At 30.3% G+C, this 15,123-nt stretch carries 17 protein-coding genes; 4 read left to right on the top strand and 13 right to left on the bottom strand.

Going from position 1 to position 15,123, the window contains the following annotated elements; all coding sequences use genetic code 11:
• Positions 1-234: 234 nt before the first annotated feature.
• Both ACFVR2_RS06685 and ACFVR2_RS06680 read right to left on the bottom strand, forming a co-directional pair.
• Complete coding sequence (locus ACFVR2_RS06685; RefSeq protein WP_387360016.1) at positions 235-756, bottom strand: DUF4362 domain-containing protein; 522 nt, start codon at positions 754-756, stop codon at positions 235-237.
• Between the two features lie 106 nt (positions 757-862).
• The gene (locus tag ACFVR2_RS06680; RefSeq protein WP_387360014.1) at positions 863-1,477 is read right to left on the bottom strand and encodes a hypothetical protein; all 615 of its coding nucleotides are present in this window, start codon (positions 1,475-1,477) and stop codon (positions 863-865) included.
• A gap of 259 nt (positions 1,478-1,736) precedes the next feature.
• On the opposite strand from ACFVR2_RS06680, the gene ACFVR2_RS06675 reads away from it, so the two are divergent.
• The 4 genes from ACFVR2_RS06675 to ACFVR2_RS06660 all read left to right on the top strand — a co-directional run bounded on the left by ACFVR2_RS06675 (position 1,737) and on the right by ACFVR2_RS06660 (position 6,145).
• Positions 1,737-1,892, top strand: coding sequence for a XapX domain-containing protein (locus ACFVR2_RS06675; RefSeq protein WP_025671048.1), 156 nt, complete (start codon positions 1,737-1,739; stop codon positions 1,890-1,892).
• Between the two features lie 100 nt (positions 1,893-1,992).
• The gene (locus ACFVR2_RS06670; protein WP_387360011.1) at positions 1,993-3,171 is read left to right on the top strand and encodes a NupC/NupG family nucleoside CNT transporter; all 1,179 of its coding nucleotides are present in this window, start codon (positions 1,993-1,995) and stop codon (positions 3,169-3,171) included.
• Between the two features lie 756 nt (positions 3,172-3,927).
• Positions 3,928-5,298 carry a glycosyltransferase family 2 protein gene (locus ACFVR2_RS06665; protein WP_387360009.1) on the top strand — a complete coding sequence of 457 codons (1,371 nt, stop codon included), beginning with the start codon at positions 3,928-3,930 and terminating at the stop codon, positions 5,296-5,298.
• A complete protein-coding gene (locus tag ACFVR2_RS06660) occupies positions 5,291-6,145 on the top strand; it encodes a polysaccharide deacetylase family protein (RefSeq protein ID WP_387360007.1) in 855 nt (284 codons plus the stop codon). The genes ACFVR2_RS06665 and ACFVR2_RS06660 overlap by 8 nt, the downstream gene beginning before the upstream one ends.
• A gap of 143 nt (positions 6,146-6,288) precedes the next feature.
• On the opposite strand, the gene ACFVR2_RS06655 is transcribed toward ACFVR2_RS06660, so the two are convergent.
• The 11 genes from ACFVR2_RS06655 to ACFVR2_RS06605 form a co-directional block, all read right to left on the bottom strand.
• The gene (locus tag ACFVR2_RS06655) at positions 6,289-7,191 is read right to left on the bottom strand and encodes a COG4705 family protein (protein ID WP_387360005.1); all 903 of its coding nucleotides are present in this window, start codon (positions 7,189-7,191) and stop codon (positions 6,289-6,291) included.
• A gap of 273 nt (positions 7,192-7,464) precedes the next feature.
• A complete protein-coding gene (locus tag ACFVR2_RS06650; RefSeq protein ID WP_387360003.1) occupies positions 7,465-7,707 on the bottom strand; it encodes a hypothetical protein in 243 nt (80 codons plus the stop codon).
• A gap of 79 nt (positions 7,708-7,786) precedes the next feature.
• Entirely contained in the window at positions 7,787-8,293 is a 507-nt protein-coding gene (locus ACFVR2_RS06645) for a GNAT family N-acetyltransferase (RefSeq protein ID WP_387360001.1), read from the bottom strand.
• Between the two features lie 175 nt (positions 8,294-8,468).
• Positions 8,469-8,951, bottom strand: coding sequence for a heme-degrading domain-containing protein (locus tag ACFVR2_RS06640; RefSeq protein ID WP_387359999.1), 483 nt, complete (start codon positions 8,949-8,951; stop codon positions 8,469-8,471).
• Between the two features lie 15 nt (positions 8,952-8,966).
• Positions 8,967-10,007, bottom strand: coding sequence for an oxidoreductase (locus ACFVR2_RS06635; RefSeq protein ID WP_387359997.1), 1,041 nt, complete (start codon positions 10,005-10,007; stop codon positions 8,967-8,969).
• Positions 9,994-10,782 carry a DeoR/GlpR family DNA-binding transcription regulator gene (locus tag ACFVR2_RS06630; RefSeq protein ID WP_387359995.1) on the bottom strand — a complete coding sequence of 263 codons (789 nt, stop codon included), beginning with the start codon at positions 10,780-10,782 and terminating at the stop codon, positions 9,994-9,996. Before ACFVR2_RS06630 ends, ACFVR2_RS06635 begins: the two co-directional genes overlap by 14 nt.
• A gap of 191 nt (positions 10,783-10,973) precedes the next feature.
• Entirely contained in the window at positions 10,974-11,384 is a 411-nt protein-coding gene (locus tag ACFVR2_RS06625; RefSeq protein ID WP_387359992.1) for a hypothetical protein, read from the bottom strand.
• A gap of 181 nt (positions 11,385-11,565) precedes the next feature.
• Positions 11,566-11,775, bottom strand: a complete 210-nt coding sequence (locus ACFVR2_RS06620; RefSeq protein ID WP_387359990.1) for a hypothetical protein — start codon at positions 11,773-11,775, stop codon at positions 11,566-11,568.
• Between the two features lie 563 nt (positions 11,776-12,338).
• Positions 12,339-13,457, bottom strand: a complete 1,119-nt coding sequence (locus ACFVR2_RS06615; RefSeq protein ID WP_387359988.1) for an RtcB family protein — start codon at positions 13,455-13,457, stop codon at positions 12,339-12,341.
• Between the two features lie 263 nt (positions 13,458-13,720).
• A complete protein-coding gene (locus tag ACFVR2_RS06610) occupies positions 13,721-14,272 on the bottom strand; it encodes a histidine phosphatase family protein (protein WP_387360467.1) in 552 nt (183 codons plus the stop codon).
• Between the two features lie 185 nt (positions 14,273-14,457).
• Positions 14,458-14,619, bottom strand: coding sequence for a hypothetical protein (locus tag ACFVR2_RS06605; protein ID WP_387359986.1), 162 nt, complete (start codon positions 14,617-14,619; stop codon positions 14,458-14,460).
• Positions 14,620-15,123 lie beyond the last annotated feature (504 nt).

Genomic DNA, 15,123 nt, shown 5'->3' with positions numbered 1-15,123 from the left:
TATAGTTTAGTTTGGAACTTTTTGTCCATCTTATCGTTAAAAGAATTAAATTTTAAGAATATATTACGGTACGTGAAATTCTTAAATTTGAATAGCTGTTTATTAAGAATATTTATTTTTAAAATCTAAAATTATTTTGAATATAAATTACGGTGAGTGAAATTTTTTCAACTGCTCTTCTCACAAGTAACTAAAATACAAAAAACGCCGATTTTGAAACCGACGTTTTTAAAACTAAAATTCCACCTTATCAAAATGATAACAATTTGTTAAATATGACGATTTTGAATTTACGACTAATTTTTGGCAATAATCTTCTAAAACTTTTGGTCCTGTAACAAATTTACTCATTGCAAATGTACCTTTTCGATATCGGTCTGTTCGATCCCTTGAACTATCAAATCGATAATAAATTAATTTTCCATTATATTGATATTCAGTAATCACTGGATCACCTTTTGAAGTAAATTCAACAAATCGAATAAAGTCAGGCTTCTTATTTTTTACATTATGAATAAAAGTTTGAATCCGTTCATTATGAGTGGTCGTTCTTCCTATTATTAATATATCCCCATTTTTTAACGCTTCTTCTTTACTATAGAATGCAGGGATTTTGTTAGTTGCTTTTTCTCCGTAATTCTCGATTTCTTTTTTTAACATTTCTTTCGTAAATACACTAGCCTCTGCTACCATGAAATGATCAAAGGAAAAACCAAGAAATATTAAAAGCATAAACGATATGATTGATTTATACATTTTGCCCTCCAATTTTACAATTAATAATATTGGTTAGTTTTTCCATTCCATTATAACTTATGCAATTGACAAAAAAGTCCACCTTTCGTATAAAGGTGGACTTTTTTTAGGAAGAGTATGAACTATAAGAACTTGAATGTCTACGATGGTGGCGTCTGGATGATGAAGAATGTCTGTAATGATGCCTTGAAGATGAGTGATCATGACGTCTTTTATGTTTTCGATGACGTCGATGGGAACTTCCAAACAATGATTTAAAAAATCCTAACTGGAGAGTTTCTTCTTCAAGTGAAAATCGACCTACGTCAACAATTCGAACTTCGCCATCATTCGATAACATTAAATTATGATTATGCAAGTCGAATGCATTTAAACCTGCATTTTGAGCATCAAAGATCGCTTGATTAATCTCTGTTTCATATTGTTTACGTAAATTTTTACTGTGTCCATCTAATTGATAAAAAGTTTCACCAAATACACGTTCACTTACCATAAAATCATTCGTAAATGCATGAACTTTTGGATAGTATATACTCCGCTTTAGAAGGTGAAGTTTCATTCCGTCATCTCGACTTTTTCCATCTTCCTTAAATACTTTTATAACATAATTGTCTCTAGTGTATACATCTCCATCTTTTCCACTTGCTAAGTATTCAAAATGATCTGTATGCTCACCAAATAAAGTAAAATCATGAATTTCTTGCAGAAGTGATTGTTTCATTCATAAGCTCCTTTCAGCTTGTATATATTCTAAAAGTTATGCCATCGAGATTAGAATTTTCTATACAAATATATTCTTTAAAAACATTCTTTTTACCTACCAACCATTTGATTTACAAAAAAAAGTTTTCTTTATTGCAGTAATTTGTATTAGCTATGAATTTTGGGGATAATACCCTATTAACAGAGAAGATGGCTATAAGTAATTTATGTATCAAACGTAAATACAAAAAAGTGTTCAACAAAAGGAGTTAGTAAATATGCATGAAATAATTATGAGCTTAATCGCAGGTTTAATTGTTGGAGTTGTATTTACACTCATTAAATTACCAATTCCAGCACCACCTGTATTTTCAGCAATTTGTGGAATTATAGGTGTATGGGGTGGGATGAAATTAGTTCAGCTATTTATATAAATAAACCTTTCATTATTTAATGATATTTTTAAACTGATTGGAAACAATAAGATTGCAAATTAGAAATTATTCTACGTTTTTGTAGTTTGGAGGAAAATAAATGTCATATATTATCGCAATCATTGGCATTATCTTGATATTTGCTATTTGTTGGTTAATGTCTAATGATAAAAAGCACATTAATTATAAAGCTGTTGCAATAATGTTAGTAGTTCAATTGATTTTAGCTTGGTTTATGCTAAAAACCTCAATTGGAAGAACAGTTTTACAAAAGATCGTCTCATTCTTTAATAAAGTTTTATCTTTTGGTAACGAAGGTATTTCATTTGTATTCGGCGATTTATCGACAAAGGGTTATTTCTGGATTAACGTCTTAATGATGATCATATTCGTATCTGCATTATTATCAATTTTGACTTACACAAGAATACTACCGTTAGCAATTAAATATATCGGTGGTGCAGTTGCAAAAATTACAGGATTACCAAAGATTGAGTCATTCGTTGCTGTAAATAGTATGGTATTCGGTGATACAACAGCAATTCTTTCTGTTAAAACTGAATTACATAAACTTACACCTAACCGATTATTTGTTGTCGTTACATCTTCGTTAGTAGCGGTATCATGTTCGATCTTAGGTGCATATATGCAAATGATTCCTCCTGAATATGTACTAGTTGCACTACCGATCAACGTGTTCTCTGGTTTAATTCTTTCTTCAATGGCATGTCCTGTTACATCAGAACAAGATGAAGATATTAACGTCAAAGAAATGATTAAAGAAAAGTCATTATTTGAAGCCATTGGTAACGGTGCACTTGATGGCGGTAAAGTAGCCTTAATTGTAGGGGCAATGTTAATTACCTACATTGGTTTACTTGCAATGATTAATTTCGTATTCAATTCGATTATCGGAATGACATTTACTGAAATTTTAGGATATGTTTTTGCACCTGTTGCTTTCATCATGGGCATTCCAACAGATGAATTAGTACGATCAGGATCAATTATGGGTACAAAAGTTGCTGCGAATGAGTTTGTTGCGATGCTTGATTTCCAAAAAATCATTCCTAATTTATCTACAAAAACGGTTGCGATTGTGTCATCATTCTTAGTATCATTTGCTAACTTTTCATCAATTGGAATTATATATGGTGCAATTGCTGCGATTGATAAAAAACAATCAGAGCTTTTTGCTAAAATTGGATTAAAAGTATTATTAGTTGCTACACTAGGTTCAATTTTAACAGGAACGATTGTAGGATTATTTGTTAGATAATACTTTAATTCATTAAAAATTAACCTAAAATAAAACAGCCGAATCTATTTATTAAGTTTTCGGTTGTTTTATTTTATTTCATCTTTTTTAACTTAACGAATTTGGTAATGGAATACATGAAACAACTGTTTTCCAATTGAAATGTTAAAATATACTTTATTCCCTTAAAGATACATCTCTTGGTTAAGCCCATACTATTAATCCGCTTTCAACCATCTGAAATATACCCGTTGTTTTTCTATACTGGATACTGGCAGATTAATTACTGCAAAGATTTATCGGTTATTGTTTCAGATTTTTTTAGCATTTATATAATGACTTCTATCATCCAAGCTTAATAAGCTAGATTTTCTATCCATCTAAATAAAGTGCAATGTTTTTTGTCATTCAACTAAAGGAAATACATTTTTAAATACTACCCCATCTTCAAATAATAAGCCCTCAAGAGAATAGTGTATTTATAGTAATTTCATTTCTAGAGACCTTACCCTTCTTCTTCTTTAAAAATAAATATTTTTTTAAAAATTTCATTATGGTACGTGAAATTTTTACTAGATTTCGAAAACATTTTAATATTTGTATTGTTAGTATTCATTTTGAAATAAATTGTTCAAAAAATAACATATTAAACAAACCAAAATCTCGTTAATATATTCTTATGTTTATTTAGTAAAAATCTATTTTTGTATTGATTGATTATTGTCTTTCATAATTCGATCTAGTACTTAACAATACAAGTTTTAAGGAGCTTTAATTATGCAATTTATTACAATTCTCATCCTCTTCTTATGTACCTTTTTCCCACTTTTACATATGATAAATGCACTTCCAATCTTTTATAATCGTAAGAAACGAAAACAAAACCCAGTACGAACTAATAAAAGCATCAGTGTACTCATACCTTGCTTTAACGAAGAAAGCATTATCGAAACAGCTATAAAAGGCATAAATAGATTAGGTTACTCAGATAAAGAAGTTATTTATATTAACGATGGATCTCAAGATGGAACCATGAAAATTTTACATAAACTCCTTCGTCTTACACCGGAAGATCGAAAAATATCAAATCAGTTAAAGAGTAATAAAATCAAAAACTTTTATAAATCGACTATTTACCCTAATGTTTACGTAATTGACAAAGTTAATGGCGGAAAACATGATGCCTTAAACGCTGGAATCGAATACTCTAAAAATGAATTAGTCGTAACTTTAGATGCAGATAGTATTCTTGCAAACGACGCCTTGCATGTTCTGAATGAAGTTTTCCAAGATCCTGATGTATTAGCAGCAGGAGGAATGGTACACCCCCTTCAAGGTGTCCAATTTAATCAAAAAAATATCGAGCATACTTTATCGGTAAATCATATTATTCGATTTCAAATTTTTGAATTCATAAAAGGATTCTATATTAATAGAGTTTCTCTTGCAAAATTCGATGCACTCTCCGTTATTTCAGGAGCATTCGGGGTTTTTAATAAAGAAATTTTATTTAAAGTTGGTGGATATCGAAAGACTTTAGGAGAAGATATCGACATTACATTAAAATTTCAACAATACATTTTAAAAAATCCTGGCAAGAGAATGGTTTTTGTCCCAAATGCTGTATGTTATACAGAGTGTCCGGAAACCTGGAAGGATTTATTTAAACAAAGAATTCGTTGGCAAAAGGCATTTATTGATTGTATCATTTATTATTTTCCGATGCTTATAAAGACCTTTTTATTTCGCACTGTTTCTTTCTTTATGTTAATCGATTCTTTTATTTTAGGTACAGTTGCTATTTATTTTACGATCTTTAATTTTGGCTATATGTTGTTTACTAATATAGGACATGCTCAAAATCTACTATTATTCTATCTTCTTGGAGTCGTATCTTTAAATTTAATTTATAGTATATTTGCTATGTATTTAGCTAATTATTACGGCGTTAAATTTAAAGGCAAAGAAAAGATAAGATTGACAGTTACAATTATTTTAGACTTATTTGTCTATCGTTTTGTAACATTATTTTTTGTCCTATTTGGAACTGTTTCCTATTTTATAAACCGTAATGATTGGAACAAAGTTTCACGATCTGGGAGAATTTATGAGTTAGAAAAGGATAAAGGAATGAAGAACGTTGGATAAAAAACTTGTTATTGTATATGCTGTTCTAATTTCATCATTTTTGATAGCATATCCGTTTATGAAAAGTAGTGCTTCTTATTTGTCAGCGCCTAAACCACAAAATAATTTGCAGCAAACTATAAATTGTAAAACTTTGCAAAGTAAAGTACACACACCACAAGAAAATCAAAAAAACCAAAATAAAGCTAACATTATTTTTACAATGGATGATGGATGGGAAACGCAATTTACGAAAGGTTTTCAAATCTTAAAAGATAATGATATAAAAGGAAGTATTGCTGTCATTCCTTCAAAAATAGGTACTGAAGGATATATGTCATTACGTCAATTAAATACTTTATATCGTTCTGGTTGGGATTTGATGAATCATACAAATACACATCGACATTTAGCAAGTTTAAATAAACAAGGGCAAAAAAGTGAATTAAACGATGCACGTGAATGGCTAGATCAACACTGTTTTACAAGAGCAAGTAATATCGCTGTTTATCCATATGGGTCTTATAATCAAGAAACAATGAAAATCTTGCAGGAAGAGCATTATCGAAGTGCTCGCACCATTAAGGATGGCATACAAACAAACAATATCAAAAAATATGAAGTTCGTACGATTAATTTACTTCCTAGTACAGACATTTCTTGGGTTAAAGATCAAATTGACTTTGCAATTAAGACGAAACAATCGATTGTATTTACTAACCATCGATTTGATAAAAAAGCTGATCAAGCTCAAATGAATTTTGATCCAGAAAAGTTTAAAACGCTTGTTAGTTATGTCGTAAGTAAAAAAGATGAATTAAACATTTTGACCTATTCTGAATGGCTAGATTTAAAAGAAATCAATTAACTTTATTTCTCTTTTTACTAGAACAAACACTTAAAAAGCTGCTTTGGCAGCTTTTTTCTTATAAATACTAAAAAAATAGGAGAATGGGAAGTTAGTTAACTTATTTTCCTCCCATTCTCCTATTTATATAAACCTGAATGATCTTAACTTACTTGAATTTTAGAATCATTCATTTTCGATTTATTTAATTTTGAATTATTTGCGATATACTCGATGATTATACAGACTATAAGAACTCCTAATAAGATTGCAGATGCGATTTGTGTTCCATTCGCTAATCCTAAACCGCCTTTTTCTTGTGGCTTAATTAGGAAATCTCCAAATGTTGCTCCGAACGGTCGTGTCAGTACGAACGCTAACCAAAATAAAAATACTTTATTTAAATTTGTAAACCAATAAGCTAAAAGAATTAATAATATTAAACCACCTGTTAGCATTGCCCCTTGAGAGATCGTTAATCCTAACCCTTGTTCCAGGTAACTTCCTCCACCTGCTAATGTACCTACTCCTTCAGTTTTATGTGATAAAAAATCACCTGCTGCAGTGCCTAATGTATTAGATACAAGAATGGCAATCCAATATAAAACTTCAACCCTCTTTGTTTCAATAAATTTTACATTTAACGTTGGCTCTGTAAAATACCAAAAAATAAAAATAATAGCAAGTAAACTTATTAGAATTAGTGAGCCTTTCATGTAACCTAATCCTAATGAACGATCCATATAATCTGAAAACGCTGTTCCCGCAAGACTAGTAGATAGAATAACCGTCCAATAGACAGATGGAACATATTTCTTAACAAACAATTGAATTGTTAAAAAGACAGCGAATACACCAACGAAGAAAAGAAAAGGAGTTAAATAATTATCTTCTGTTCCAGGTACAGTAACTAAATCACTACCCGTTTCTCCAAGCGTTGTCGCCGCAATCTTCATAATCCAAAACAATAGTGTCAATTGAGGAATTTTACTAATAGACGACTTTACAATTTTTTTTGCAGATGACATTAAAATATCATTTCCCTTCATATGTAATTTTAAATACATTTTATAATCCCATACAATTATGAAAGGTAAATGAAAATAGTATATTTTTAATAAATTTGATAAGATATTTTTACTGATTTTTCAATAGAAACAAATTCAATCTCCATCCAGCAATACCTCCAACAATTCCCAAGAAAATAATAAGATAACTAGCCAATCGTGACTAGTATATTTCGACCGTTATTCTTATGTGATTCAAAACTTTTTACATTCTGTATGTAAATTAAAGACAATTTTAAATAAGTATGGTATTTTTATAGACTTTATCTTGCTTTATGGATTATTAGAAATATCAAATGATTTAAACCACTTCATGATTTGAGTACCAAATATACAGGATATACCAATTATTAAAGTAATAATTGGAACCCATATTAGCGCTCCATTATATTCTAAAAAATGGTTAGCAATAGGACTAACATTAGATATCGCTTTACATAGATTATCAACAATAGGTAGTAAAAAAAACATAAATAGTGCTACAAGAATATAAATTGCTCCAATTGCCTTTTTCATTTTCTACTCCTCCCCTCTTTCGTATTTTTAGTTCAATATTAATAGTTTACCATTGCAATCTAGATAAATATCTAAACATTCAGTCATTTAGAAGTAATGATAATACCTTAGCCATATAATACTCATCAAAGCCATTACCATCTATTATTAAGGAATTTCTTTTTGTTCCTTCGATTTCATAACCCATCTTATTATATAAACCTACTCCTGCTTCATTCTGCTTTACAACAGGTAGTTCCAATCTGAATATATTATGATTAATTGCCCATTCCTCTAATGCTTGAAATAATTTTGTTCCTATTCCCCTACCTGTATATTCTTCTAAAATTCCAATGACAAGATAGACGCAATGTTTTTTCCTTTTTGCCGAACTCCCAATTGCAAACGCATAACCGACTAACATTCCAGAAGTCTCTTCCGCAACAAATATCGTCGAATTTGGGGATTTTTCAATAACTTCCTGTTTTTCAGTTGCTAAATTCCTTTCCTCTGCTCCATAAAGCATGAAATCTGCTTGGTTTTCAACTTCTATTATTAGTTTTTCAAAACTTTCTGCATCCTCTACTTTGATTTCTCTAATTTTCACTGTTTACCCAACTTATGTATTGATTTTTTCATAATTAAATTGCGTTTGTAGAATTGCTCTTTAATATTCGATGTGAAGTCATTGAATCCCTTTATTTCAAGGAAATGAAACCATACCAAATTGTGTTGATTGTGACTCATTTAAAAAAGGAGCCGAAATTTCGACTCCTTTAAAATTAAATCCTTTTATTTAGGAATTTGCCTAATGCTTCCACAATCAAATTATGATCATCCTCTTGAGCTAAGCCAGAAACAGTAATGACACCAATTACGCCTGATCCTTCAATTTTAATAGGAAATGCCCCACCGTGTGCAGCAAACTCATACGGACTGGCTGAGTAAAATTCATTATATGATCTATTTTTCATCTCGTTGTAAAGTCTCATATAATAAGAGCTGCAATAATGACGGAGAACAATATTAGATTTTCGCTTGATCCATAAATCTTGGTCTGGCGATGTATGATCCATTGCATAATGGAAAATGCTTTGACCATTTTTCATAATATTTATTGCAACTGGTTTATCAAATCTTTTAGCTGCTTCAATAATTAACAATCCAATTTCTAAAGCATCTTTATTTGAAAAACTTTTAAAGATTAGATTTTCTTCTTGATTTCTTACCTCTTCAAGCTTTTGTTGAATAGTTAGCTCTTCCATACAACCTCCAATTAATTATAGATCGATTATTTTCTTTTCTTCACTACTTTTAAGTGCAGCTTCAATGATTTTAATAACAGATAAGCCTTCTACACCTGTAACGGGAGCATTTGAACCATTTAAAATACTTTCAGCAATTTTCTTGTAATAAGTTGTATACGAGCCTGGTATTGTTTCAATCGTTTCTTCCACTTCTTTTTCTCCGTCAATAGAATAGAGCTTTCCATAGAATTGTGGTTCATCTGTTCCCCATGTTTGTTCAGTAGGTTTTTTACCTTCTTTTAGTGCAGCTTCTTGTCCATCTATTCCATACTTAATAAAGCTCCCTTTGTTTCCATGAACTTGAAAACGCGGTCCGTTACTTGGGATGATGGAACCAGAATGTAAGATTACACGTAGTTTGTCATATCCTAAAATAATATGGAAATAATCATCTGTTTCTGCATTTTCTCTTTGTGCAAATACATCCGCAAAAATGGATTGAGGCTGTCCAAAAAGGCTTAAAGCTTGATCAATTAAATGTGAACCTAAATCATATAACATGCCAGAACCAGGACCTTGCTTTTCTCTCCATCGATTTCTTACTTCTGGTCTATAACGGTCAAAATGAACTTGATAAGTATTGATTTCTCCTAATACATCTTCATTTATTAACTTTTTAACTGTTAAAAAGTCGTTATCCCATCTTCTGTTATGATAAACGCTTAGAACTCGATTCTTTTCTTCAGCAATCTTAATTAGCTCTTCTGCTTCCCATGTCTCCACTACCATCGGTTTTTCTAAAATGACATGTTTACCAGCTTCTAAACTTTGTTTTGCCATTTCATAATGCATACCACTTGGCGTAGTAATGACAACTAAGTCAATCAATTCATCTTTTAGAACCTCATCTAAACTACTTACTACCTCTACATCTCCTAAATCTCTTTGGACTTCTTCCTTTTTCGAACTAACAACTTTTATCAATTCAAATTCTTCTAATACACTAATGAATGGTGCGTGGAACGTAGCTCCCGAAAAACCATATCCAACTAAACCAACCTTAATTTTTTTCATCTGGAATCCTCTCTCTTTCCTCTTCTTCTAAACTAATTAAATGAATATTGTATTCGATTATTTTTCTTTTAAATTCTTCATCTGGATCTTTGTCTGTAATAATGATGTCTATCCCCTTAATATCACATACCTTGTGCAGAAAAACTTTTTCAAACTTTGTATGATCTGCCAATAATACAACTTGTTTTGCACAACTGATCATTTTTTTCTTTAAAAACGCTTCCTCTTCATCAGGTGAAGTTATTCCTCTTGCGCTAATTCCACAAGCACCAAGAAATAGCTGATCAACTTTGTAGTCATTAAGTGTTTCAATTGTTCTAGGGCCAACTAAATTTCTATTTTTCCGATTAAATTTTCCTGGTAGCATAAAGGTTTGAATTTCTTCATACTCACCTAATAAATCAACTATATCAATTGAATTTGTAATCACATTCACTTGTTTAGTGGACATAAATTTAGACATGAGTGCACAAGTTGATGAAGTATCAATCAATAGATCACTAGTTTCACGAATAAGTAATGCGGCTCTTTGAGCAATTTTCTCCTTGTCTTCAGTTGTATTTCGTTCTTTATAATCGATTAAATTTGGATTAGAGGTTGGAAGTGTTGCTCCACCCTTTATTCTCATAATTTCCCCGCGTTCTTCAAGTTTGACAAGATCTCTTCTTGCTGTATCCTTTGAAACGCTAAGCATTTCACATATTTCTTCTAAAGTAATCTCACTATTAGAAGCCAAATACTTTATGATCAAAGCTAATCTTTGTTCTTGATACATGGTTTTAAGCCCCTTTATGTATTTCCTTAAGTTTGAATTCTAAAGATATTATATATAATTATTTTAAGTATTTCCATAAAAAAACTTAAAAAACTTAATTTAATTACGATGGATAAGTTTTTTCTAGAAGGATTATATGTACATAAAATAAAAAAAGACGGTATATAAACTTTACCGTCTTTTAAAACTGTTTATAAAAATTTAATTTGGTGGAATATATGATTTTTTCCATTCCATTCAATAATAAATTCTTCAATTCCTAAAACTGCAGTTTCTGGTTTTGACACTTGATGATCAATCCATTTCTTAAGTTTAGGCAATACTTCATTATGAAATTGAGATTTTGCCTTCTCTGGATAAATAGTTTGGGAGATTGGATAGAAATAAATTCTAATATCCTTATCTCTATTACAAGTAACCGATGCTACAACAGTTCCGCTGATTTGTGGCGGTCTTGCACAACGATTATCAAATTCAAACTTTCTTGTTAGGCCAAATATAACACTGGCCTCTTCTTTACTAGGAAGATTCAACTTTATTTGTTTTCTATTTGCGGCATACGTTTCAATTTTATTGAGATTTCTAAAAAAAACGATCTTCAATTTCGCACCTCCTAATAATTGTCCCAACAATATAATTTCTACTTCATTTAATTTATGCCCCTACTAATAATCATATTGACCTACTTTGAAATAATCACAATAAAAAAAATCGACAAAAATGTCGATTATGATAAAAGCTATTAAACTATTTGAGTTATGATTGCATTTAGTCATAAAAAAATTAATTAATATAGTATACTAGGCCACCGATACAAATAAAAAAAATACCAATAACTCCTGACCATATGGAGAATAGATCCTTATTTAAGTGCCCTAACTTAAAAAAATCATCTTTCACAACTCTTTGTTGTTCTGGAGTTTGAAATGCACCTATGAGTATTCCAGAAATGAGTATAAATATTGCACCAATAATAAAACAAATTTTCACCAAATTTATTCCACTCTCCTTTAAGAGTTATATTCTAAGGGGAATTAAAAAATCCCTTTATTATTTGATCCACTTATATAATCGAGTTAACGATTAAACTCCAAAGAAAATTTCCAACTAACAACGATATTCCAAGATATAAAACAAAAATGAGAAGTACTACTAAGAACCTTTTAAACTTATTCAGCATAGTAATCCCCCATTATGTAAAAGAATAGGTGTCAATATAAGACAATTAATATAATTGTATACTCATAATGGGGAGAAAGAACTTAAGTGGAGAATATTTCCTTTTATAATTCTCATGATTCCTTTAGGATATTAAAGAAATTTATCCTTTATTTCATTAACAAACCTTTTTGCTCTTGGTAACGCACAATGAGATGCTTTGTTATTCTTATTCATACTCATCCCTCTGTATTGAAAACGGGTTAGGTTATGACAGTTTAATTAAAAGTACTTGATTATAGCCAAAGTTTAGATTCATTTTTCATTCTTCAATCACTAAAATATAAGTTTTATAGATTGGAATAATCGAGTTTAAAAAACCTCTCTTAATAGAGAGGTCATTTATCAGCTTTTAGATTGTAAACCGGTTTCATAAAGAAATCGATCTCAATCTGTTCAGTAATATTTTCTAATATTAATTTAGGTTTTTTATATACCATTGGTGATTCATCGACTGTATGTTTATTAACAGAAGTTGTATATACACCCTTCATTGCTTTTTGATAAACATCTAAGTCGACTTTATAAGCAGCGTCTGTTCGACTCATAATTCGTCCTGCCCCGTGTGGTGCTGAATAATTGTAGTCTCCTGAACTTTTACCTTTTCCTACAACACAACCATATGCCATATTAAATGGGATGATTATCTCTTCCCCCTCACTAGCTGATATTGCGCCTTTTCTAAGAATATTGTTTTGAAGGTCGATATAATTATGTACCGATTCAATTTTTTTAATTGATTCAAAATCGAGTTTAAAATACTTTTCAATGATGATTTTAGCAATCGTTTCTCTATTTAGCGAAGCGAAATGTTGAGCAATTGATAGATCTCTTAAATATGCATCTTTGTCTTCCTGTTTAGATAAATATTCGTATCCTTTATAATTTTCTCCGAATAATTGTTTCATATTTTCTTTAGCGACATTCATATGATGTTTTGCTATTTCAAATCCAAAATTTCTTGAACCCGTGTGGATTACAAGCCAAAAGTGGTTATTCTCATCTTTATCAATTTCGATAAAATGATTTCCGGAACCTAGCGTTGCAATACTGTTCATCACATACATGTAGTTAAGATTAAGTCTCTCAATCGCTTCAGCAATCTCTACCGGTTCGATCACTGGTTCCTCATGAATATTTGAACCAATTGGGATATTTTTTCGGATGAACTTATCAAGTTTTTCACTCTTAACTGATTTCATTCGCCCTAGATGGTATGCACTAACTCCACATCCAATATCTACACCGACGATCGAAGGAATTATAAAGTCATTCAATGTCATCGTAAAACCTACCATGACGCCTCCACTAGATATATGGCAGTCTGGCATAACAACTATATTTGAATTTGCAAAGCATTCAGTATCCAAGATTGTTTTTAACTGTGTAATGACATTTGTATCAACATAATCAAGTAGTATTTTTCCATTATTGTGTTTTCCATTAAATTCGATCATTTGTGTCCTCACTTGTATTTTTCTAAACAAATCTACTTTTCATTCAGTTATTTCCAATAACCATTAAGTGGAAATAACTTAGAAATATTATACCATCTCTTATTCTATGATTCTGTAAATTCCATCAATAATTAAATAGTCAATTCCTCTCACCTTATTCAAATACAACATGTATTAGAAGATAATAAAAAAGAAATTTCGAAATTGAAATTCCTTTTATTTAGAAAATCCTATTTTTCCATCTTCGCGAATGGACTGTTTCATTAACTCCATATTCTATTTACTTCAATTAACGCTTCACCTTCAAAGGTTAATTTATAAATGTCTGGCATAGCAAGGCCATTCCAAAAATTAAAATCGTATTTTTTATCAAAAAAATTCATAATTAGTACCATCATATTACCATGTGTACCAATAGCAATGTTTTTACCAGAATAATTTTTTAATAGATTATTTATTGCTTCTATTCCTCTTTTTTGAGCAGTATTATTTGACTCTCCACCATTCCATGATTGGTTAAAGTCTTTCCAAACTTCGCTTATTACATTTTCAAAATCCTCTACAGGCTCTAATGATAGAAGTCGCTCTTTAAAATTTTCTTCAATCATAATTTCTAAATTTAATGATTTGGCGACCTCTTCAATTGTTTGAATTGCCCGTTTATATGGACTTGAAACAACGTAATCGATTTCTTCGTTTAATAATAGTTCAGTAACGATCTTTGCGTCAGTTAATCCTTTTTTAGATAACGGTCGGCCCAATTCATCAGAAGTATAGTTTGAATGCGCATGTCTTACTAAGTATAAGTTTGTTATCATTTGATTGCTCCCTTTTTATCTATTATTCTATTTATAATTTTTCGACATTTTTTTATTACTTCCTTGTTAAAAGCCTCATCAATAAATATAAACAATTTACTAACCAACTTATTTGCATTCAAATCTTTTATAAATGTATAAAACCGACAGCATCCATTTAGATCGCTGCCGGTTCTTTGTTTTTATAAACCTAAATCTTTCTTAATATCTTCAATCGTTTTACCTTTATATTTCTTCACAGGCTTTGGAACGTTTTTAACGATCTGATTCTGTATCATGTAGTTACTTTCTACATATGCAAGATCTTTCGCGTCGATAACGCCGTCAAAGTTTCCCAAGTACAATGGTAGATGCTTTTTTGAACGAATTCTTTTTCATATTCTTGTCCATTCTTTTTTTACGTCCTTTCCTTTTCTTAACTTTGAAGTTAATTCTTTTATTTGTAAAAATGTGAAGAACTCTCCCGCTGGCTAAACTTCACAATTAATACACTAATTCTAGATGGTGTAAAATGAAAATAAAAAAATAGTTTGTTAATTTCCCGAAATATCAAACTATTATAATTGTAGTTCCGGATTCTAAACTAGTAAATTGGGGAAATTCTGTCTATTTTTATGATTTCAAAATAAAAATCTACTTGAAAATAAAAAGTTTGAAATTGTACTAATGCTAATTATGATTAAGTAAAATTGTGATTCGATTCAAAAACTTTGAAGAAATTAAGGGGATATCCTCGTTATTTTATTAGGGGGAATCGCGGGATTTATCAAAAAAAATAATTTTGCCTCTTTCAATTTTATTGTTTATTTTTATACTTTTCGGAAAATAAAAAAGGATCGACAAAATAT

Origin of the sequence: Gottfriedia sp. NPDC057991 (assembly GCF_042886615.1) — a bacterium.
In the GTDB taxonomy this organism is placed as follows: Bacteria; Bacillota; Bacilli; order Bacillales; family Bacillaceae_G; genus Gottfriedia.
Note: the sequence above shows the minus strand (reverse complement) of the source record. Positions and strands in the feature narration are given on the sequence as shown.